Origin of the sequence: Acinetobacter sp. NIOH-H-8, assembly GCF_046635365.1 — a bacterium.
GTDB lineage: Bacteria > Pseudomonadota > Gammaproteobacteria > Pseudomonadales > Moraxellaceae > Acinetobacter.
In genome coordinates, this window is sequence record NZ_JBHDVN010000002.1 from 171,201 (window position 1) to 194,178 (window position 22,978).

Annotated in this window: 19 protein-coding genes, 1 pseudogene and 1 other annotated feature; of the genes and pseudogenes, 12 read left to right on the top strand and 8 right to left on the bottom strand. The window is 39.4% G+C overall.

Going from position 1 to position 22,978, the window contains the following annotated elements; genetic code table 11:
• The first annotated feature begins 193 nt into the window (after positions 1 to 193).
• The 4 genes from ACEWB7_RS02195 (at position 194) to ACEWB7_RS02210 (ending at position 3,820) form a co-directional block, all read left to right on the top strand.
• Entirely contained in the window at positions 194 to 886 is a 693-nt protein-coding gene (locus ACEWB7_RS02195; RefSeq protein ID WP_125278667.1) for a metallophosphoesterase, read from the top strand.
• Positions 887 to 1,168: 282 nt separating this feature from the next.
• Positions 1,169 to 2,167 (top strand): putative oxygenase MesX, encoded by a 999-nt coding sequence (locus tag ACEWB7_RS02200; RefSeq protein ID WP_125278668.1) that lies wholly within the window; start codon positions 1,169 to 1,171, stop codon positions 2,165 to 2,167.
• A 42-nt stretch (positions 2,168 to 2,209) separates the two neighbouring features.
• Positions 2,210 to 3,238, top strand: a complete 1,029-nt coding sequence (locus ACEWB7_RS02205) for a methionine synthase (RefSeq protein WP_125278669.1) — start codon at positions 2,210 to 2,212, stop codon at positions 3,236 to 3,238.
• Between the two features lie 87 nt (positions 3,239 to 3,325).
• Positions 3,326 to 3,820, top strand: coding sequence for a flavin reductase (locus tag ACEWB7_RS02210; protein ID WP_125278670.1), 495 nt, complete (start codon positions 3,326 to 3,328; stop codon positions 3,818 to 3,820).
• A gap of 65 nt (positions 3,821 to 3,885) precedes the next feature.
• Here the strand turns inward: ACEWB7_RS02210 and ACEWB7_RS02215 are convergent, their stop codons facing one another.
• The 3 genes from ACEWB7_RS02215 to ACEWB7_RS02225 form a co-directional block, all read right to left on the bottom strand.
• Positions 3,886 to 4,584: a DUF1826 domain-containing protein gene (locus ACEWB7_RS02215; RefSeq protein WP_125278671.1), complete on the bottom strand. Its 699-nt coding sequence runs from the start codon at positions 4,582 to 4,584 to the stop codon at positions 3,886 to 3,888.
• A 191-nt stretch (positions 4,585 to 4,775) separates the two neighbouring features.
• Positions 4,776 to 5,240, bottom strand: coding sequence for a DMT family transporter (locus ACEWB7_RS02220; RefSeq protein ID WP_034170895.1), 465 nt, complete (start codon positions 5,238 to 5,240; stop codon positions 4,776 to 4,778).
• Between the two features lie 12 nt (positions 5,241 to 5,252).
• Positions 5,253 to 5,681 carry a DMT family transporter gene (locus ACEWB7_RS02225; protein ID WP_034170896.1) on the bottom strand — a complete coding sequence of 143 codons (429 nt, stop codon included), beginning with the start codon at positions 5,679 to 5,681 and terminating at the stop codon, positions 5,253 to 5,255.
• 134 nt (positions 5,682 to 5,815) lie between these two features.
• Between ACEWB7_RS02225 and ACEWB7_RS02230 the strand changes: the two genes are divergently transcribed.
• Complete coding sequence (locus ACEWB7_RS02230) at positions 5,816 to 6,745, top strand: LysR family transcriptional regulator (RefSeq protein ID WP_125278672.1); 930 nt, start codon at positions 5,816 to 5,818, stop codon at positions 6,743 to 6,745.
• A 363-nt stretch (positions 6,746 to 7,108) separates the two neighbouring features.
• Here ACEWB7_RS02230 and ACEWB7_RS02235 read toward each other — a convergent pair whose 3' ends face one another.
• Positions 7,109 to 7,903: an IclR family transcriptional regulator gene (locus ACEWB7_RS02235; RefSeq protein WP_125278673.1), complete on the bottom strand. Its 795-nt coding sequence runs from the start codon at positions 7,901 to 7,903 to the stop codon at positions 7,109 to 7,111.
• A gap of 425 nt (positions 7,904 to 8,328) precedes the next feature.
• Here ACEWB7_RS02235 and ACEWB7_RS02240 point away from each other — a divergent pair, with 425 nt between their 5' ends.
• From ACEWB7_RS02240 to ACEWB7_RS02260, 5 genes are all read left to right on the top strand, one after another.
• Positions 8,329 to 10,404 carry an FUSC family protein gene (locus tag ACEWB7_RS02240; RefSeq protein ID WP_125278674.1) on the top strand — a complete coding sequence of 692 codons (2,076 nt, stop codon included), beginning with the start codon at positions 8,329 to 8,331 and terminating at the stop codon, positions 10,402 to 10,404.
• 3 nt (positions 10,405 to 10,407) lie between these two features.
• Entirely contained in the window at positions 10,408 to 10,608 is a 201-nt protein-coding gene (locus ACEWB7_RS02245) for a DUF1656 domain-containing protein (RefSeq protein WP_005235637.1), read from the top strand.
• 34 nt (positions 10,609 to 10,642) lie between these two features.
• A complete protein-coding gene (locus ACEWB7_RS02250) occupies positions 10,643 to 11,650 on the top strand; it encodes an HlyD family secretion protein (RefSeq protein WP_125278675.1) in 1,008 nt (335 codons plus the stop codon).
• Positions 11,651 to 11,865: 215 nt separating this feature from the next.
• Positions 11,866 to 12,309: a BLUF domain-containing protein gene (locus ACEWB7_RS02255; protein WP_104426142.1), complete on the top strand. Its 444-nt coding sequence runs from the start codon at positions 11,866 to 11,868 to the stop codon at positions 12,307 to 12,309.
• Positions 12,310 to 12,372: 63 nt separating this feature from the next.
• Positions 12,373 to 13,595, top strand: a protein-coding gene (locus ACEWB7_RS02260) for an IS3 family transposase (protein ID WP_219014847.1) whose coding sequence is annotated in 2 segments (ribosomal slippage) — positions 12,373 to 12,661 and positions 12,661 to 13,595 — 1,224 coding nt in all. Because the reading frame shifts where the segments join, the coding sequence is not laid out codon by codon here.
• Positions 12,651 to 12,767: a sequence feature (AL1L pseudoknot), on the top strand. (Overlaps the previous gene by 117 nt.)
• Before the next feature lie 232 nt (positions 13,596 to 13,827).
• Here ACEWB7_RS02260 and ACEWB7_RS02265 read toward each other — a convergent pair.
• Positions 13,828 to 14,118, bottom strand: coding sequence for a hypothetical protein (locus tag ACEWB7_RS02265; RefSeq protein ID WP_004785797.1), 291 nt, complete (start codon positions 14,116 to 14,118; stop codon positions 13,828 to 13,830).
• Positions 14,119 to 14,301: 183 nt separating this feature from the next.
• Here ACEWB7_RS02265 and ACEWB7_RS02270 point away from each other — a divergent pair.
• Positions 14,302 to 14,547: pseudogene (locus tag ACEWB7_RS02270) on the top strand (tautomerase family protein); the annotation flags it as partial.
• A 179-nt stretch (positions 14,548 to 14,726) separates the two neighbouring features.
• The gene (locus ACEWB7_RS02275; protein ID WP_411580370.1) at positions 14,727 to 16,061 is read left to right on the top strand and encodes an ISNCY family transposase; all 1,335 of its coding nucleotides are present in this window, start codon (positions 14,727 to 14,729) and stop codon (positions 16,059 to 16,061) included.
• Between the two features lie 175 nt (positions 16,062 to 16,236).
• Here the strand turns inward: ACEWB7_RS02275 and ACEWB7_RS02280 are convergent, their stop codons facing one another.
• The 3 genes from ACEWB7_RS02280 to ACEWB7_RS02290 form a co-directional block, all read right to left on the bottom strand.
• The gene (locus tag ACEWB7_RS02280) at positions 16,237 to 18,369 is read right to left on the bottom strand and encodes a TonB-dependent receptor (protein WP_312318555.1); all 2,133 of its coding nucleotides are present in this window, start codon (positions 18,367 to 18,369) and stop codon (positions 16,237 to 16,239) included.
• A 232-nt stretch (positions 18,370 to 18,601) separates the two neighbouring features.
• Positions 18,602 to 21,004, bottom strand: coding sequence for a glucose/quinate/shikimate family membrane-bound PQQ-dependent dehydrogenase (locus tag ACEWB7_RS02285; protein WP_180053298.1), 2,403 nt, complete (start codon positions 21,002 to 21,004; stop codon positions 18,602 to 18,604).
• Between the two features lie 166 nt (positions 21,005 to 21,170).
• Positions 21,171 to 22,433, bottom strand: coding sequence for a carbohydrate porin (locus ACEWB7_RS02290; protein WP_125278678.1), 1,263 nt, complete (start codon positions 22,431 to 22,433; stop codon positions 21,171 to 21,173).
• Positions 22,434 to 22,978 lie beyond the last annotated feature (545 nt).

Below are 22,978 nucleotides of genomic sequence, written 5' to 3' on the forward strand. Positions count from 1 at the left end.
AGTTAACATTATGTGAACTTTCCTATATTTTACAAAGGGCTTTATGACTAAAAATAATTTAATTGTAGTAGATAAATAATGTTAAAAAATCATCTTTAAGGTTTTAAACAGCATTAAAATTAAAAGATATGATTTAAGAATCATCTTTTGCTTCAGGTTTGGCAGACAGGGTTCCATGTTATAGAAGATACTTATGAACACTTTAACTAAGGTAATTGATGGATCTGATTTCTCTGCCATATATGTGGTTGGGGATCTGCATGGTTGTTATAGCTTGCTCATGCAAGAATTAGAGAAAGTTCATTTTAATTTTGAGAAAGATCTACTGATTTGTACCGGAGATCTGGTCGATCGTGGTAATGAAAACCTGGAATGCGTTTCATTGCTAAGTCAGCCCTGGTTTTATTGTGTTCGCGGCAATCATGAGGAAATGTGTATCAAGGGCCGTGACGATGCATGGATTCAAGATATGCATGCGCAGAATGGTGGTGAGTGGTTCTATCTTTTATCAACCGAAAAACAGGATGAACTCAGTGAAATTTTTTCTGCACTTCCTTTGGCCATTGAACTAAACCTCGAGTATAAAAAGATTGGCATTTTACACGCAGATATTGCGCTTAATGACTGGAATGTATTTAAAAAGAAAATTGCAAAAGGTGAAAATAGAATTCCAGGCTTAACTTCAGCATATACCAATGCTCTTTGGGGTAGAGGGAGAATTCGCAATCATTCTTATCGCTATGGAACCGTTAAAAATATCGATGAGATCTATCTGGGTCATACGATTGTAAAAAACCATACTCAAATTGATAATTGCCACTATATTGATGTAGGTTCTTCTTATACGAAGAAGTTGTGTGTTATTAAAATAAAAGATGCAAACTAGGTGCTACAGCAAGAGCCAATTGAAAGATACATCAATAATTTTTACCTTTAAAATTAAATTGATAGCTCATTTTTATAAAAGGCGATCTATATTTATTTTTGAATGAGAAACTGTATTTTGTTCTATTTAATTTTGAGTAAGTATTCATACAATTAATTCATCTATAGTGAATTTCTCTCATCTTTTACTGAATTTATATCGTTTTACTCATCTCTAGATTCACGTTTAAATGAAGTTATACAGAAATTTGGCTTTATTTAAAAATTAGGATAGTGAATCTCCATGGGTAATCAATTTACATGCTCAATCAAGCGCATCCGTTTCGATGAAAATTATCAACCAGCAGACAACACACGTTTAACCACAAACTTTGCCAATCTGGCACGTGGTGAAAGTCGACAGGAAAATCTGCGCAGAACTCTGGCCATGATTAATCAGCGTTTTAATTCATTAGCGACAAGTGATAATCCTAAAGGCGACCGTTATTCCCTTGAAATTGACATTATCTCTGCGGAACTTGATGTCGAAGGCCATGGTCAAACTTTCCCTTTTATCGAGATGCTGAAAAGTACCGTCATTGATCATAAAACCAATGAGCGCATTGAAGGCATGATTGGCAATAGCTTTTCATCTTATGTACGTGATTATGACTTTAGCGTTGTATTGCCATCCATCAGCGATAAAACTGATGCAAAGCTTGACGACTTTGGTGATTTGCACGGCAAACTTTATCAGCATTTAATTCATTCAGATGTGTTTAAAGCCGAGTTTAAGAAACAGCCGGTGATTTGCCTGAGTGTATCTACCACGAAAACCTATTACCGTACTGCACATGTGCATCCTGTACTCGGTGTGGAATATAAAAATGATGATTATTCACGTACAGATGCATACTTCAGAAAGATGGGCTTAAGCGTTCGCTATTTCAAACCTGAACATGGTAATGCACCGTTGGCATTCTATTTTGCCGGTGACTTATTGCGTGATTACACGGACTTCGAACTTATCAGTGCGATCAGTACCATGGAAAGTTTCCAGAAAATTTATCGTCCTGAAATTTACAACACCAATTCGCCTGCAGGTTTGATCTATCAACCAAGCCTGAATTATCAGGATTATTCGTTGACACAAATCGTTTACGACCGTGTGGAGCGTAGTCAATTAGCAGTTAAGCAGGGCAAATGGACAGAAGAAAATTTTATTAAGCCGTATAAAGACATTCTTGAAAAGTGGGCCGCAAATTTTACTGTAGATAATGCTCATCAAGAGCATACTGCCTGAATGAAGAAATAAATTAACGAATATAGAGATAGAAGATTAGACATGAGCATTTTACTCCCAACATCTACAGCTGGCAGCTTGCCGAAACCGTCTTGGCTTGCCGAACCTGAGCAACTTTGGTCACCCTGGAAACTGGAAGGCGAGCAGCTCCTTGAAGCCAAGCGAGTTGCTTTGAGCTTGTCCCTACATGAGCAACTACAGGCAGGCATTGATATCGTCAGTGATGGCGAACAAACCCGTCAGCACTTCGTGACCACCTTTATTGAACATCTGGAAGGTGTGGATTTCGAAAAGCGTGAGACGGTGCGTATTCGAAATCGCTATGATGCGAGTGTGCCATCTGTCGTGGGTGCTGTCGCTCGCAAGAAACCTGTATTTGTAGATGATGCAAAGTTCTTGCGTAGTCAAACTAAGCAGCCAATCAAATGGGCATTGCCTGGTCCAATGACCATGATCGATACGCTTTATGATGCTCATTATAAGAGTCGTGAAAAACTGGCTTGGGAATTTGCAAAAATCCTGAATCAGGAAGCACTTGAACTCGAAGCAGCAGGTGTAGATATCATCCAGTTTGATGAGCCTGCATTTAATGTATTTTTTGATGAAGTAAATGACTGGGGCATTGCCACATTAGAACGAGCGCTTGAAGGTCTGAAATGTGAAACAGCAGTACACATCTGCTATGGTTACGGTATCAAAGCCAATACGGACTGGAAAAAGACTCTAGGTTCAGAGTGGCGCCAATACGAAGCAATTTTTCCGAAACTGCAAAAGTCTAAGATCGACATTGTTTCACTTGAATGCCAAAACTCTCATGTACCAATGGATCTGATTGAATTGATTCGTGGCAAAAAAGTCATGGTCGGCGCCATAGATGTCGCAACCAATCAAATTGAAACACCAGAACAGGTTGCAGATACTTTACGAAAGGCGCTTCAGTTCGTGGATACTGACAAGCTGTATCCTTCAACCAACTGTGGTATGGCACCTTTATCGCGACAGGTAGCACAAGGCAAACTGAATGCTTTGAGTGCAGGCGCAGCTATTGTTCGTCAAGAACTGACCACTTGAGTATTCATTTGTCTTAAGAGCAGTATAAGGAATACATGTACTTTTACCGCTCTTCATCAAAGCGATAGTCAATTAGGGATTTAAGAGATGATTGAAGCGACTGACTTTAGAAATGCCATGTCCTTACTCACCACAGCAGTGAATGTCATTACAACCTCGGGTGAGACAGGAATGCCTGGTTTTACAGCATCTGCAGTATGCAGCGTGACTGATACACCACCGACATTGCTGGTCTGTATGAATCAGTCATCTCGTTCACATGTGCATTTTATTGAGAACAAAATTTTGTCAGTGAACGTCTTAGGTCCACAGCACGAACAGATTTCTAATGCATTCGCATCCAGCAAATTCAGTTCTGAACGAAGATTTCAATTAGGTTCTTGGGCAACGCTAAAAACAGGTTCACCTGTATTAGATGATGCATTAGTGAGTTTTGACTGTGAAATCGAGAATATCCAACAAGTGGGGACACATAGTATCTTTATGTGTCAAGTGGTTGCGATTCAACGGAGCGAACAAGACCAGAGCTTGGCATATTTTAATCGTGTTTACCACTCTGTTGGACAGTTAGAATTTGCGTGAATGAAATTGAGAAAAACGACAATAAGATAATGTGGATTTTCTCATTTTTAAGATTTGTATCGAATTTAACAAATCAAAAGCAATCGATATTCACCCTCATTTTCAACCGGAGCCCGATGTACACAAGGTAGGGCTCTTTGGGCTGGATGATCGACTGCCAATCGCCAAAGATGTCCCTGACCTAAATTTACAGGTTTTGCATTAGGCTTAGGTTGATAATGCAGATCAAAGAAATACTCTTCCAGAAAACCTTCAAATCTGGCTTCTGGGCCATCATATAATTCTTTCAGCTTTGCCCTGATTTCTGAAATCAGAATCTTTTGTTCCACCTGATCATTAGGCAAGATATCGCTTGCAGCACCATGATAGGTACATAAGAAAGTATCTGTTTCAATCGGAGAGCGATCGACATGGAACGAATAGACATCTGTAGTAATGAAATCGAGCTCATTATCCCGTTCATAGCATTTGAGCAGATTGAGTGAAGGGGAAGCGCCGTAGTCAGTCAGTAGCTGTATATCTTCTAAGATAATCTTTCTTGCCAGATGACCGCTTTCTGACAGCTGGAGTTTCATAAGATCATCAATTGAAACTTCAGTCATATTTTCCTGTAAATGAAGCTTATTCACGATCTCGGCAAAATCACCCGCTAAATTTCTAGACCAGCAAATCGCATTCATCGCACCCTTAAAATCCGAATTAACGAGTTCTGAAAAGTTTGAGACTACACGAATTTGTTTATTGCCTGAAAATTGATTATGCATGCTTAAGTGAAATGACCTATGAACTATGCCTAATATTACCCTTAGATTCCTCACAATGGCATAAAGCAAAAGATATCAGCTGCTTTTATCGACATTTTTATTTTGACTATTTTTAAGGTGTTGCCTCATAACTTTATGACCCATAAAAAAAGAGATTTTAAAACCTAAAATCTCTTTCCTTTCACAGTATCTTAATTTTCAGCTTGTGCTTTGGCTGCAATATTACTTTTATAGATAAAAAATAGTGCAACAGCTAATAGGGCAATTGCTGCTAGTCTGGATCCATCTAAATGAATCACCGGATTATTCAACCATCCAAAATGATCGATGAGCAGACTCATTAATAACTGGCCACTAATGACGGCGACAGTGGTGGCAGCAGCGCCCAGTCTAGGCATAGCAAATACAATCGTAAGCATATAGGCCACGCCAAAAAATGCACCTGTTAATTGCCATCTTGGTGCGGTGAATAAATTCAATGCATGGTTGGGTTCAAGAAAGAAAGCGATTAGAAAACTGACTAGAGCACCTAAGACAAATGTCAGCCAAGAACTTTCTAATACACCTACTTTAGCACCCAAACGACCATTAATTGAAGATTGAGCACATAAAACTGCTCCGCCAAAAATAACGACTAATAACATTATATAAATCATGGAGAAGCTTCCTTATTGAATAAGCCATAATGCAGCTAAAATAGCTACCAGCGCGCCAATACGATATTTGTCTACAGCCCGTTTATGGCTACCTAACAAACCCCAGTGATCAATAATAAGACTGGTTGCAACCTGGCCAAATAGGATGCCCACCATGGTCAGGCCAACGCCAATATGAGGTGTCGCTACAGTTAAAGCCACTACATATATAGGGCCTAATATACCGCCAGTCAGTTGCCACCGTGGCTGCTTGAACATGAGAGAAAGCTTTGGACGGCTGAAGATCAACCCCAAGGTTAAGAGCAGTGATCCGATCGCGAAAATTCCCAAGGTCGCCCAGAAATGCCCAATTTCTTCCCCGAGTGGACCCAGTAAACCCGCTTCAACAGATAACCCCATACCTGCAAGAACGACTAATGGGAAAATCCACAACTGTTTCATATATGCTTTCCAAAGGAAGAAAGTAACGAATTATATTCTCTTATTTAAAAGCTACAATTCCGCAATTTTTCAAAACATAATTGCTATTATGACAATAATAAAATGATTGAATTAAATTCAGGGATAGATCAAGTATGCAACTCAATGCATTACGCTATTTTGTGATGGTAGCAACCACAGGCAGTTTTTCAGCCACAGCAAAGCATTTTCAGGTTCCATCTTCCTCAGTATCTCGTTTTATTTCCAAACTTGAACAGGAAATTGGACAGCAACTTTTTTATCGTAATACACGCTCTGTCCGGCTGACTGATATAGGGGAAAAGTACTTTGTGCAAATTAAGGAAGTGCTGGATACGTTAGATCTGGCCAATGAAGAAATTTCTGGTAAAAATGCGATCAGAGGATTAATTCGCATCAATACGGCGGTTGCGCTGGGAAGGCTACATATATCGCGTATAGTGAATAAATTGCATGATAGCTTTCCAGATCTTTCGGTCGAGCTAATCTTGACGGATACTTTTATCGATCCTGTACAAGAAGGCGTAGACATTGCGATAAGGATTGGCTCATTACAGGATTCAGCATTAATTACACGCAAGGTCTGTGATCAACAGTATGTGCTGTGTGCGAGTCCTGCATATCTTGAAAAATATGGAACTCCACATTCTCCACACGAGATTCAGAATCATCAATGTTTGGTGTATAAGGGCGTTTCCGGAAGCCAACGCTGGTATTTCCGTCAGCAAGAACATGACACTCCGGTTTTAATTGAGTCACAAGGACCTTTAAGAAGCAACAATGCAGAAGTCCTGGTAGATGCGGCATTGGAAGGACGGGGGATTGTATTATTTCCAACCTGGATTTTTACGGAAGACTATTTCAAAACCCATAAACTGGTTCAACTTCTTCCTGACTGGATCAGTACAGTGGAGCCTTATTCTATAGGGATTCATCTGGTTTCTCCCGAAAACAGAATTCGTTCGCAAAAAGTCAGAACTGTGCTTGATTTCATTTTAAAAGAAATTGGAGATCCGCCGTACTGGGATAATATTCTTAAGCTATAAAGATTTTATGATTCAATTATAGGAAGCTTGATGGACTTCTTAGTTATCTCGTTTTTGATCAAGAAGGATTCTAAAGCAGAGCTAAAATTAAAAGCATAAAATGGATGAATTTATACGATTTCAAATTTCTAACTTTAGATTTTATCTACACATCGCAATTGTAAAATTCTTAACTTTCCTTAAATGTATCCGCATTATTGTTATAAATCCAAAATTAAAATAAAAAAGCCTATCTCATTCGAAATAGGCTTTTTTACCTCTGAGGAATCTTCTCGCCATTTAATTCAGTTAAGAATGCTATGACTTAAAGACTAAGAATCATATTATGAGAATATGAATAGTTTTTCAAACATAATTTAAATTTTATTTGGTTAAATTATTACGAATGTCACTTGTGCTTGCAGGATGGTAAAGGAACTTATTTTCAATAATCTGTGCTTTCTCCTGAAGAATTTGTACTAATTTTTCCAAATTTACGAAATCAAATCTATTTTTTGAAGCTAATAAAGTAAGCGCTAAAGGTGGTTCTTTAAGAGAGAATTTAACTGGTACAGACAAACCTGCAACTTGAGGATCAAGTTCACCACTAGAATAATAATAACCCTGTTTTTTAATCTTTTTCATTTGTTCCAGAAAAGCGGTTTCATTCTGCACAAATCCCACTTCTTCAAATGCATCTGCATAACGTTGATAATAATCAAGCAAAGCTTGCTTCGGTAAATGTGCCATGATGACTTTTGACGATGAGCCTACATAGACAGGACGTGGACAACCGCGTCCAAATGAAAGCAGATGTGCATTTTTAAAGACTTCGTCATGTAAGTCGATACAAGAATCATAATTAAGATGAGTCAATATACAAGAGAATTCAGTCCGTTCGACGATTTCCTGCATAAAGGGAATGCTGATCTGAACCAAAGGATCAGTTTTTCTTGAAATATAATCCAGAACAGCAATTTTTGAACCCAGCGTATAATCACCGGATGTGCCACTGATTCGCTGTAAAAGTTCAACCGATACTAATTCTTTTAAATAGCGATAACTGGTGGGTTTGGAGAGGTTTAATTCTTCACTGATGATATCTACATTAATCACTGAACGTGATAACGAAAATAGATCGAGAACAGTAAGAATTTTTCCAAAACTTGCTTGCGCCATAAAAAACCTGAAGTGCTGACCATTGAAAAAGGTTATGACTCACTTTAGCTTAAAAGAGGGTAGTAGAGGCAACTATTTACCTAAAATTCTCGAATCATGAGGATATAGGAAGAAAAGAGACAAATATTCAGCATAACGGCCTATGCAATAATAAAAAATCATACTTATTCTCATATAGAGATATTTTTATTGACAATAAAGCGTTTATTTGAAAAAATTAATTACGCAAATATCCAATGATGAATAATTAATCAAGGTGTTCTCTTTTGCTTTTTATATTTGCATCAGACAGTTTCAGTTTAATCAGCTGAATATTCTAATTTTATATAGACTTTCAACAAGTAAAAATTTTGTCACTGAGTTCTTTGGGCTTGGTGGGCAGGTTATTTGCTTTAGAAAATAAAATAAGCTCTTAGAGAGAAACCATGCTGCTTATAAAATCTTTACTCGCATTTCGTCCAAATAAAATGGACTGGATTTTTGCGACTAAAACGTTTGTGGCTGGTATTTTGGCGCTCTATGTTGCTCTGAGTCTAGATCTTGCTTACCCGATTTGGGCAATTGGCACAGTTTTCGTTATTGCCAATCCTTATACGGGAATGACCGCTTCAAAAAGTATCTATCGTGTACTAGGCACTTTACTAGGCGCAATTGTGGCAGTTGCAGTTACTCCTTGGCTAATCAATACACCGTGGTTGTTTACGCTGTTTTTATCCTGCTGGGTTGGCCTCTGCTTATATTTCTCTTTGCTTGATCGTACACCGCGCAGTTATATACTGATGCTGGCTGGATATACGACTGTCATTATCTGCTTCAATATAATTTACTTTATTGATACTGCTTCATTATTTGATATGGCAGTAGGACGCTTTCTGGAAATTACAATTGGCGTCGTTTGCAGTGCGATTGTGACAACGACGATATTTCCAATGCATATTGGCCCCGCAGTGAAAAGTCGTGTCAGTAAAACCTTAGTGGATACTCAGCAGATTTTTAATAAAATTCTATTAGAACCACGTCAAGACCAGAACTATACAAAAGCTTTAAGCCAATTAGCTGCAGATATTGCAGATATTCATGTCATGGCTGTGCATTTAAGCTATGAAAAGTCGGCTCTACAGGGAATGACCAAACCACTGCAGGAAATGCTGAACCAGATCACAATGCTGGTGAGTAATTTGGTGGCAATGTCAGAACGCATGCAACAGTTAGACTTCATTGATACAGGATATCGCCAGCCATTAGCAGATTTACATTCCAAAATTAATAAATATCTAACTGATGAACATACATTAAAAGAGTCTGAACTGAATCAACTTCCCACTGATTTTGAAAAAGATTTCCTGAAAATTTTTGAACATTCAAAAGATGATCAAATTGTAATATTGAAAAGCTTGAAAATGGATATCCGTCATTTCATTCAGAATATCCATGCAATTAAGTTGATCTGGCAGCGAATCCAACAAGGGGATACTTCACTGCCTGAAATGATTGTTCCACTTACTACAAACTATCCAACTCTGCATCGTGATCATGGCGTAGCAGTGCGGGGCGGGGTTTCTGCATGCCTCACTGTTTTTATTGCTACTGCCTTTTGGATCTTAAGCGGCTGGAAAGATGGATTTATGCTGGCTGAAATGGCTGCAATTAGTGCATGTATATTAACGGCGCTGGATAATCCGGTGCCTGCATTAAAGCTGTTTATTCGTAGTAGCTTATATGCTTCGATCGTGATCTTCATATATGCCTATGGAATTTTTCCAAATATTATAGAGTTCTGGCAGTTAGCACTTGTACTTGCACCATTCTGCATATATTGCCTGATGCTTTTTTTGCATCCACCCTTGGTTGGAATTGGTTTGCCTTTGTTGATGGGTACGATCATGGGGCTGAATTTTCATAACCGTTATACCCTGGATCAAATTTCTTTCTTCGATGCAGCGATTGGTACAGTGATTGGGCCAATCATCGCTGTATTTATTATCCATATGATCCGTGCAATGTCGCCAGATATAACCGTACAGCGCATTTTGGCCATTCATAACCGAGCCATTCGTCAGGCACTGTATATTCCTTATGGGGTACGGTTCCGTATTCATTTACGTACGATGATGGACCGCATCGGGGTATTGAATACTAAAGCAGTAGAATCTGAAGATCTGAAAAATAAAATCAATCAGGCACTCATTGAATCCAGCGCCGTCGTGGATCTGGCACGGTTACAGGAACTCATACTCAAGTTACCTGAACAGCAGCTTTTGACCCGGCAACTCGAAGATCTTCAAATACAGCTGGATGAATATTTTCGTGCCAAAGAAATTGGACAAAATTATGATGCTGCCTTCACACAGTTAATTAACAAAATACAGGCTTTGGAAGCAGATCTCATTATGCAGGAACATACAGATGTTGTAGAACGGCTGCATATTTCACTCAACAATATTCGTAGCAGCTTATGTCATATCAAGACACCGCCAAGATATGCAGGCGCAGGAGATTAATACATGGGAGAGCTGAATATCTATGGTGTGTATGTGCCGATTTTATTGATTCAAGCTGTGATTGCCTATGTACTGCTCAGAATCTTGATGAAGTGGCTAGACAGACTAGTCGCAAATGACTGGATCATCATGCCGAATATTTTCTATTTATGCACTTACGTACTTTTGCTGGGCGCCGTCCATTGGGCAGGCTTATTACTATGAAGTCTGATATTAAAATGATTGAGGAAAACCGTATATGACATCTGTCAATTTACGCAAATATTTGCGACCTGTACTTTTGACGGTAGTGGCTGTTCTCGCCATTTTAGTGATTCGACATATCTGGAATTATTATAATTCTGAGCCATGGACGAGGGACGGGCGTGTACGTGGTGATGTAATTCAGGTGTCATCAGATATTTCAGGCCTGGTCACAGAAGTCCTGGTGCAGGATAACCAGACCATCAAGAAAGGGCAGCCTTTATTTAAAATTGATGTTAAACGTCAAGAACTGGATGTTCAAGAAGCTCGTGCGGATCTTGCGAAAGCAAAAGCAAGTCTAGCGCAAGCTGAGGCTGAACTGGTGAATGCTAAAGCCAATGTCGTGAAATCCCAAGCAAATATTCATCTGGCAGACAAGAATGCAAGTCGTTATTCAAGCTTAATGGATGGTGCTATTTCAAAACAGGAACAGGATCAAATTTTTGCTGCACGAGATGAATCACATGCCGAGCATGATCAGTCTTTAGCTGCAATCGAACAGGCCAAAGCGAATATCGAACAGCAAAAAGCATTAATACAAGTCGCCGAGAATAACCTCAATCTCGCGCAACTTAATTTACATCGTTCAGAAGTTGTTGCCCCGGCAAATGGGACATTATCAAATTTTGAATTAAAAGAAGGGAACTATGTCAAAGTTGGCCAAGCAGTTGCCGCATTACTAGATCGCAAGCAGCTCTATGTAGTGGGTTATTTTGAAGAAACCAAACTGGATAAAATTTACGTGGGAGCACCAGCTACAATTCAGCTGATGGGTGATTCGCTAAAACTTAAGGGCCATGTGCAAGGTATTGCCTCGGGGATTGAAGATCGTGAGCGTACTGCTGCTTCAGGACTTTTAGCGAATGTGAATCCAACTTTTAGCTGGGTGCGTTTAGCCCAACGTGTCCCTGTTAAGATTATTCTGGATGAGTTACCAAAGAATGAACTTGCCTTCGTTGCAGGGCGAACAGCAACAGTACATATAGAAAAGCAAGAAAAATAAACTGACCTGTAATTCAATAACACAAGGTTCTTTACGAAAAGAGAACCTTGTCATGAATCCTGATTTAAAAGATCAAATAGCTATATAAAAACAGTAATAATAAGAAGTATGTAATTTGACCATTAAATTACCTTGTCATTACATTTTTATTGACCATTCGTTCAAATTTTTATATTTTCGTATGGATCTTTTTTAAGCAGGAGGAAATTTTTATTATGAATGATGTAAGGCTTTTATATGTAAGTAAGTTCAAAGATGAGAGATACTCTACTTCTGAACTTTATAATATTTTAACAGAAGCCTTAGAATTTAATGAGTTACACAAAATTTATGGCGCACTCTATTTTGGTAATAATTATTTTGTCCAGTGTCTGGAAGGTACTGAAGAAGATGTAAAAGACCTTTTCTACAATCGAATAGTCAAAGATCCACGCCATAAGAACTGTGAAATTCTCTCTTATGAAATAATCGACTCATATCTTTTCTCCAGTTGGCACATGAAGTATGCCAATGTCCATAATGATCTCATTGAGTTCTTTATCAAGAATCATCATGATGGATTTAATCCTTATCTCCTGGAACCAGACACTATTCCTGCTTTTATAGAATTACTCAGACAGCACGAAGATGATTTATACAAAGCTCAGGTGATGGCTTAGTCAGATTAAGATGTGAACCGTACCGGGTTTGTCGGAGAGTCAATATTCTGAGAGACTATCCCGATGACAACAAAATTAAAATATACCCCTGAAATCAGAGAAAGAGCGGTTCAATTATTGATTGAATCTGAAAAAGATTATCCTTCTACTTGGGCTGCAATCACAGCAATTGCGCCTAAGATTGGTTGTACTCCTGAAACACTTCGTGCCTGGCATCAAAAGCATTTAGATCAGCAAAATCCTATTAAAGTACAACAGATATCTGATCAAGAAAAAATGAAGCAAATGGAACGTGAAATTAAAGAATTAAAGCGTGCCAATGAAATTCTACGTAAAGCAGCCGCTTTTTTCGCCCAGGCGGAGCTCGACCGCCCACACAAATAATGGTGGATTTTATCCATAACAATAAAGATCGATATGGTGTTGAAGCGATTTGTAGAATTTTACCGATTGCAGCTTCAACCTATTACCGAACTTTAGATCTCGCTGACAATCCAGAACATCGAGCGAAACGAGATCTACATGATGAGCATCATGCTGAGCAAATCAAACGAATTTGGAAGGAAAGTTCAGGTCGATATGGTGTGCGTAAGGTCTGGCAACAATTGAAACGTGAAGGTTATGTTATCGCACGTTGTACAGTTGCTCGATTGATGCAGAAGCTAGGTATACAAGGTGTTTGGCGTGGTAAGAATAAACAAACCACCCGTAGCCGAGATGATCAAAAAAGAGCAGATGATTTAGTGAAACGTAATTTTACTGCTGATCATCCTGACCAACTATGGGTGGGTGACTTTACCTATATTCAAACTCATTCAGGCTGGGTATATACCGCATTTGTTATTGATGTGTTCTCACGAGCAATTGTTGGATGGAAAGTATCTACACGGATGAATACAGATATGGTGCTCGATGCATTGGAGCAAGCATTGCACGATCGAGGCATGCCAAAGAATGTGATTCATCATTCCGATAGAGGTGTTCAATATCTTTCTATTCGCTATACCAATCGTTTAGAAGCTGCAAATTTACGAGCATCAGTCGGTACAACTGGTGATTCATACGATAATGCTCTGGCTGAAACGGTGAATGGCTTATACAAAACAGAGGTGATTGAATATTTAAAAGCAGATTGGCAAGGTTTAGCGGATGTACAACTTGCGACACTAAACTGGGTAGATTGGTTCAATAAAAAGCGTGTACACAGTGCACTGGGTTATGTATCGCCTTTTGAGTTTGAAGCAATGTACTATGATAAGATTAACCCGTTAGGTCAGGTGGCCTAACTTAAATAAAAAAGTCTCCGACAAACCCGGTACAGTTCAATGTAACATGTGATATGTTAATTTAAAGAAATTGCTATATTACATTTTATATTTATAATTTTAAGTTTTTGAAATTTATAAAATAATTAAATTTTCAGTTTAAAAAAATAGAGATGGTTAACCATCTCTATTTCTAATGGATTTAAAATTCCGAGACAATTTAAATAAATTTCAGCACTTCAAGTCTCAGTATTTAAAATATTTCCTGATTACATATTTCTATTCTTGAAATAAAATCGAGAGGCATAGTTAGTCTTTCAGCAGTTATTGTTTCAAAATGAACCCAAATAGCTGCGTCTCTATTTTCAAAACTAATACTTACAAGCTTAACCAAGTCATAAGGTTCAACATTGTGAGTCAAGATAATATTATAAAAGTGATCTGAGCGTACGTAAGAGATAAGCATTTGATGAATAGCTACTTGTTCATCGCTACTTAGCTCACTATATTTACTTAGTTCAGGTAAATCATGTTGTCTGTTCACTTTAGTCCTTATCAATCTTCAAGTTTTTTATAGAGGACCAGAATTTTAACAATTTAGACAGGGCAGCATTTAGTTGTTTTGTATAAATAATTGAACTTTTTATGAATGATGCTGAACAACAATGCCAGCCAGATTAAAGCCCACACTATAATTAAAACTGTAACTATAAGAGCGTAGAAAACAATGTCTCAAATAAAAATTTATGCTTTAAATGAAACAATCGAAGTATATAGAATTGAATAAAGCTATCCATCAAGCTTTAATCAAAGAGCTAAGTTATCTCTAGGAAAATATTTTTCAACGATTTATACCTTTAGAGTCTGAAATTTTATTTATCCAAAGGATCGATCTAGATTTTATATCATTATCGAGGTTTCAATGTTTGAAGGAAGAACGAAGAGAGCAAAAGAGTATTTATTTAGGCTTTTATTAAAAATATAAGTCATTGCTGCATACAGAAATAGGCTATATGTATAATATCTTATTTAACATAATATACATTATACGAAATACACTTGTTAGAACCCATTTAAAGTGTCTATATTCTCACCAATAAAAATGTCTGGTTTATGATGGTTTAAACATCATGGACTGGATATGAAATATAGATGCTGATCACTATGTCTGACAAAGAAATTCAACGTCTTGCTGTTCTGCAAGACGTTCGAGATCATCGTATTACACAAGTCCGTGCCGCTGAAATCCTTAATCTTTCAACCCGTCAAATTACCCGGTTATTACAGAAGCTCAATCAAGATGGTGTTTCAGGTATGGCGCATGCCAGCCGTGGTCAACCTGGCCATTGTCGCCATGATGATTTATTAAAATCAAAATGTCTTTCCATTATTTCCGAACATCTGCTGGGATTTGGACCTACCTTGGCCCATGAGAAGCTCAGCAGCATATTTGACCTGAATATCCCGGTAGAAACGCTTCGGCGCTGGATGACTGCAAATGACCTCTGGATTCCGCGATCCAAGCGCCTTAAACGTCCATATCAGCCACGTTATAACCGTGATTGCTTCGGTGAGCTGATCCAGATTGATGGCTCATATCATGACTGGTTCGAAGGACGCGCTGCTAAGTGCTGTTTATTGGTGTATATCGATGATGCCACTGGAAAGCTGTTGCATCTGCGCTTCTGTGAGGCAGAAACGACCTTCGACTATATGCTTTCAACCCGAGCCTACATTGAACAATACGGTAAGCCTCTGGCCTTTTATAGCGATAAACATTCGGTCTTCCGAGTGAACCAGAAATCGAGCCAGGACAGCAAGATCACGCAATTTGGCCGGATTCTGAATGAGTTAAACATTGATATTATCTTTGCCAACTCCCCACAGGCTAAAGGTCGCGTAGAACGCGCGAATAGAACCATTCAAGACCGTTTGATCAAGGAGATGCGTCTGGAAGGCATCAGTTCAATTGCCGAAGCCAATGCATGGCTACCCTGCTTCATTGAGCACTTCAATCAGAAGTTTGCCAAGTGTGCGAGAAACTCGAAGAATTTACATCGATCTTTAACGGAATCTGATGCTGAGCTGGAGGATATATTCACCTGGCAGGAACCGCGTAAGGTCACGAAGAACCTCACCATCACCTATGACAAGTGTATTTATCTGCTTGAACCGACAGAGCTGAATCATAAGCTTGTTGGGCAATACATTTCATTTCTGGAGTACCCGGATGGCACTGTGGCGATCATGCATGAAGGACGGAAGATCAACTATAGTGTCTTCAATAAACTGGCTGGACTACAGCAGAATGAAGTGGTTGAGAATAAAAGATTAGGCTCGGTTCTGGCGCATATCCAGCAACAGCATGAAGAGTTGGAAAAACAAAATAAACGTTCCCGTCTCAAGAAAAGTATGCCGAGTCGTAAAGCTCAGAAAGCTGTTATTGAACAAAGAAATTTAAATCCTGTGCTTGACTCTTGCAGTTAAAAACAGGACATTTTAAATGGTTTATCGCATAGACATTTTAATTGGTGCATAACAACACTTGTAACTCCAAAATAGAAATGTCCGCCTTAGATTCGCACTTATTGCTGATCTTGGCGGACATTTACATGTGAACATGAATCTTGAATAAATTGAGAAAGCTTAAGTCTGATTTAAATTAAAACTCTTTTGTCACGCTTAACCCAGCACTCCAGTTACGACCTTCTGCAGGTTCATAGAAACGACCATTGCTTTCGTTCACAATGACTGAACCTGAATAATCCTTATCAAACAGATTATCAACGCGTGCAAATGTTCTCACGGACAAATCTTTGACATTCCAGTTATAGCCTACATTAGCCCCAGCCACTGTATAACTTGGTGCAACTTCAGAGTTAATATCATTCACAAAAATCTGGTCTGAATAACGCACATCGAGACCTGCATTAAAACCATTTTCAGGTTTCCAGCCTAGACTGATAAAAGCCTGATTTTTAGCAATCCCGGGAATATAGTTTCCTGCAGCAACTCTAGATACTACAACTTCTCCCTTGTCATCAAAAAGCTCTGGTATATCTGCATCAAAAGTTGCATCGATATAGCTATAGCTGGCTTGAGCTGCCAGATCACGCCAGAGGTCTTTACTCCAAGATAGCTCTAATCCTTTTCTTAGAGTTTTATCTGCATTACGAAACGTTGAGCGCCCGCCATCACTTCCCGCAGAAACAATGTCATTTTTGGTTTGAGTCTGAAATGCTGCTAAGGTCATATCACCAAAGCGATTCGCAGATTTTAATCCTAGCTCATAAGTTTCGCTTTCAGCAGCTTTTAAACCAAAGGTTTCATTAGTGTCATTTGCTGGGTAAGCCATTTCAGTAAAGGTCGGTGTTTCAAAACCTTGTGCATAGCTTGTATAAGCCATTAACTTAGGGATAATTTTCCAGCTTAAAGCAACTGAAGGTAAAAGTTTCTCATAAGTCGTTTTACCTGAGTTATCTTTATTTTCACCTAAAATATAATGATCTTCAGTTTTAAAATGTACATTGCTATAACGCAATCCAGTATCCAGCGTTAAATCAGGTACAAAGTTATAAGAAGCTTGTAAATAAGGGTCTGCACTCCACAAAGTATTATCTTCATCTCTACGAAGCTCACCTTTAACCCCTAAAGTGCTACCAATGAAGTTTTTATATCCTTTACGATCTTCAGTCATGCCATCAATTGCAACACCAGCAATCAGTTTGGTATTAGGAAAAATATCTTTACCTGTCCAACGTAGGTCTGCGCCATAAAACTGGCGATCAAAATCAATGACACCACCAGCTTGCTGAGGTTTATTTTGAGCAACATTTTTAATTGATTGATATTGAGTAACTTCACGCTGCCCCCAATATGCCATACCATATAGTTCTTGCTGATCATCAATTGGTTTGTTCCAGGTCAGACCAGTCTGAAACTGCTCAATTTCTTTTCGAGCATTGTAATCACGTACATTATCAACAACTTGTTTCGGATTAGCTTTCCAATCCTTTTTTTCTAAACCACCTGGGTCATCAGCTGCAATTTTGACATAGTTATTGATCCAGTTAATTTTAGAGCCATCGTCCAGATCCCACGTCAGCTTGGCATTGTTCAGTACTTTATGTGCACCACTATGATCACGAAAACCATCCGTATCAAAATAAGATGAAATGATGATATAGCTTGGTTCAGAAGCATTTTCTGAACCACCTTGTAGCACCAGGTTCGTTTGGCCTTTATTCTGACTGCCACCCGAATATCCCAAAGTGACTGAATCAGGTCCCTGCCCTTCACGGCTTTGTGTCAGGATGGTTCCGCCAGAAGAATTACCATATAGCGAAGAAAATGGCCCACTCAGCACTTCAATATGATCCAAACTATTCAGGTCAATATTCGAGGTTTGCCCCTGCCCATCCGGCATAGTCGCAGGAATACCGTCTACATATAAACGTACTCCTCGCACACCGAAAGTCGAACGTGCACCGAAGCCCCGCATTGATATCTGTAAATCCTGAGCATAATTTTCGCGGTTATTCAGCTGTAAACCTGGTACACCTTTTAAGGTTTCAGACAGATTTACATTCAGGCTATTCTGTTGTTCCTGATTCAGATAATAGGTAGATGCCGGTGTTTCCAGAATGGCACGATCTGTACGGGTTGCTTCAACCACAATGGGAGCCAGTCGCTGTACCTCTGTAACCGGTTCTTCCGCATAAATTCCTTGACTGATACAAGCAATCAGACAGGATAAAGTCGATTTCATCGGCAACCGCGTGGTATGAAGGTGCATAGCTAATATTCCTGATATCTGGCATTCACTCATGCCATGGGAGTTCAAACGTTTTAAAAGTGTCTTATTAATTTTAAAGACTCAGCATCTACATAAGATCAAACTGAATACTTGCAGGAAAGCTGAGCTAAAGGTTCATGATTTTCTAATCAAGCTTTATTGTCATAACAGCCTGTATTTTGCATAAAAAAGCCTGACGAATCAGGCTTTTTTACTTAACTATAAAACTTCATTATTTATTGTCAGGTAGTGCATAGGCAACCAAAGAATCACCCATTTTGGTACCGAAGGAACCGTGACCACCCGCCATAATCACAACATACTGCTTACCATTGGCTTCATAAGTCATTGGCGTCGCTTGACCACCTGCAGGTAGACGACCTTTCCACAGCTCATCACCATTAGTCACGTTGATCGCACGGATGTAATTGTCTTGAGTTGCACCGACAAACATCACATTACCTGCAGTCGAGATTGGACCACCTAACATTGGTACACCCATTTTAAATGGAGGCAATGGAATGCCCGGCATACTGTCACGAATCGTACCGATACGACGTTTCCAAGCGATTTCATGATTGGTCAGATCAACACCAGCCACATAACCCCATGCAGGTTGCTTACATGGTAAGCCGAATGGAGACAGGAAGGCACTGATTTCAACACCATAAGGCACGCCATACATTGGCTGTACCCCCGCTTCAGTACCTGCACCTTTGGCAGTCTGCTTACGGTTCGGATCTTGCGGAATCAGACGAGATACAAATGGCAAACCAATTGGATTGGTTAATGCGATTTGACGGTCTGGGTTGACTGACATACCGCCCCATTCGAATACACCGAGGTTACCCGGAAACACCAACGTACCATTTTCAGATGGTGGCGTATAAATACCGTCATAGTTTAATTTCTTGAACGATACACGACACATCAACTGGTCAAACATAGTGGCACCCCACATGTCCTTATCCGTCAATTTATCTTGAGGAGCCAGATTAAAGTCAGAGAACGGTTGAGTTTTTGAATACCACTCGCCTTTGGTTTGCGGACCGCGTTTTACTGACTGAGGTACTGGTTTTTCAGTAATCGGAACGATCGCTTCACCTGTACGACGGTCTAATACAAAGGCATTACCGGTTTTGGTCAGCACATAGATCGCTGGAACCATTTTCCCGTTTTTGTCTTTGATATCAGTCAATGTCGGTTGAGCGGGTACATCCATATCCCACAAGTCGTGGTGAGTAGTCTGGAAGTTCCAGATCAATTTACCGGTAGATGCATTAATCGCCAGCATAGAGTTCGCATAACGCTCGTCTAGCTCAGTACGGTGACCACCGTAGATATCCGGTGTACCTACACCTGTTGGTACATAGACGATATCCAGCTGTGCATCATAAGCCAATGGCGCCCATGCGTTTGGAGAGTTATTTACGAATTTTTGCCCTGGAGCAGGAATCGCATTTGGATCTTCCGCACCCGTATCAAATACCCAGAGCAATTCACCAGTATTTACATCATAACCACGAATCACACCTGAAGGTTCTTCAGTTGAATAGTTATCTGTGGTTGAACCGGCGATGATAATGGTTGTACCTGTCACCACAGGAGGTGAAGTCGGGTTATAACCGCCTGGATATGGGAATGGCATGTCTTTTTGCAGATCGACTTCGCCGTTATTACCAAAGTCGGAACATACCTTACCAGTAGTTGCATTGACCGCCACCAAACGTCCGTCATTCACTGGTAAGATTACTTTCTGAGGACATTCGGCAGACGTAGTTGAACGCGCAGCCAGGCTGCTTTCAAAACCTGCAGTATTGTTCGCATCATAATAAGATACGCCACGGCAAGTTAAATGCTGGAAGGTATTGTCCGCTTTTAGCTTAGGATCAAAACGCCATTTTTCCTTACCCGTCGCAGGATCAAGTGCAATCAGGTACTGGTGAGTGGTACACATAAACAGGTTATTACCCACTTTAATCGGGGTTACCTGATTCGTAGTTTCACCAGAATCTTTATCCGTTTTTACATCACCGGTATGAAATTCCCAAGCTAACTCCAGATCTTTTACGTTATCAGCAGTAATCTGTTTTAATGGAGAATAACGTAAACCTGACTGAGTACGACCATAGGCTGGCCAGTCTTCGTCAGCAATACCTGGAATAGACTGATGCACTGCAGGCTGCTGTGATTTTAATTCGCCACGGATTTCTTGCGGGTCATTAAATACAGAGTAAATCATGACAGCAATCGTAATTGCCAAGGAGCCAGTCAGCGCTATTTTTGCCGCTTTGCTATCGCCAAAACCGCGAGTCACTGCAGGAATCAGCAGAGCCAGACCGAATAGACCTAAAATATCTAGACGTGGTGCCAGTGCAAAGAAGTCTGAACCCACTTCCCAAAGCCCCCATACCACTGTACCAAGGACCAATACTGCATAAACAATAAGAGCTGTGCTTTTACGTTTTTGTAATAACACTGCTGTCGCCAGGAAGAACAGACCGGCAATGATGTAGTACCAAGACCCACCAAGTGTTGCCAGATATATTCCTCCAAATAGCAGAACCAAACCGAAAATGGCAGCAATAGCTGCCAGAATCGTTTTCAGTACTGAACCTGAAGACGAAGTATTCATATTGAACACCTTTTTTTTGATTTCTTGAACGTCTAAGCACTTAAGCGGCATAGACACCATATTGTTAAGTTCTTAGTTATAAATACATGAATACTTGGAGTATCAGTTCATCAATGCCCCAAAGTAATGGAAGAATCAATTGTGTATTTGCAACTAAAAACTCCGATTAGAACGACGTATTAAACTTGATTCCACCCACCCAGACATTTTCACCTTCTTTATATGCGCCGACATGATGGACATATTGCAGGTTTGGACGAATGGTTAGCCAGTTAGTTGCATGAATGCCGTAATAGATTTCTGCATCGACTTCTTCACTACGGTTACCCAATACATCATTGTTCATATTGATCCGGGCAACACCCAAAGCAATTTCATCCTGTGGACGGGCATCCATCGCACCTTTGTAGACAAGACCGATATTTTGCATATCACTAACTTGGTTGGTTTTAGAGTCATGAACAGTGACGTTCACGAAACCGCTTAAACCACGTGATGTATCCCCTTGATGTGAAGTCAGCTGTTGCTTAGCTACAATCCACCCCCCGTGATGATGACCATTTTGGGTTTGTTCATCTTGTAGAGTCACGCCATCAAATATTTTGGCATCAGCGGTACTGTAGTAATAACCGGCACGATATTCACCTGGCAGTTTTTGCTCACCTAGTTTCGGTGTCCACACCACTTCTGCAGGAATAATCGCGCCTTTAGATCCGTCTGTGCTCAGGTTAAAGCCTTTGCCACGATTGTCAGCATTTTCAGGGTTGTATTCATAAACCCCTACCTGAGTATAAACTTCTGGGGTAACGTTATATTTAACCCGCGCAGCCCATTGAGAAACTGGCCAGTTATACCATTGATCCCCTACCCAGTTACCCACTTGTGAACCGCACAATGCCAGATTCTGGAAGTCACAATCAAAACTGTTAAAGTCTTCACCTTCACCAAAACGTCCGACTTTTACATCCAGTTTTTGATCCAAGAATTGTTTCTTGATCCAGAAATCTGTTAGACGCCAAGTTTGACCGCGACCCCATACTTCCTGAACTGAACTTAAATGTCCTGTAAGCGCATCAGAAGTATTCGAAAGGTTGCGACCATCGCGATGAGTTACTGTAATTTGTGCTTCAGTGTCTTGCCAGCCAGCAATTTTTTCCAGATCCAGATGAGTACCCAGGTTTAACTGACCTGTATATTCTGTGCCATGGCTATTTGAGCGTTTCGCGTCAAGTAAAGTTGCCATTTCACCTGTATATCCAAAGCTAAAATCATAGCCCTGCTCTTGAAGCTGAATACGTTGACCATTCCAGTCACCCAACATCCACGGACTTTCTGCACTAAATGCATCAGCGGCCTGAGTAGTTGTATTTGCCAATAGCAATCCAACTAAGGATGTATAGACAGCCTTAGATAAGGGAGAAATAGACATTAAATGCTTCACCTTAATTACGTTTTTACTAAATATAGTACACTCATTTAATTTTTTAGTTTCAAATAATGAAGGAAAAGTATTAATAATGTTATGAAGTTTAGCTAATCTAATCCTTTTGTTAATTTTAATTTAAGAAAATTTTAAATTTTAAATTCAATAATTTAAGAGGAATTAAATATAATATTAATAAAAATAATGCTATCTATAAATATTTTTTCTACATCAGTTCTTTTGTACAAAAATTTACCAATTCAAATTGCGTAATAAAAAACATTTGGTCTTTTTGTGCGTTTTTTATACTGAAACTTGATGGTCATCGCCTTTCTATTCTTGAATTTGTTACCGAGGAAAATTGAAAAAATCTGGTTCTATAAAGGTATCTAAAACCATTAATAAGATATCAATATTCTTATTAACCCGAATCGCGGATAAAAAATTGACTTGAAAAATAAGAGGACTAGAGCCATCAGTTGAGTTACCACACAAAACTTAAAACTCTAGTCCCGATGTTTAATAGTACCGAATTATTTTGCGTAATTGAT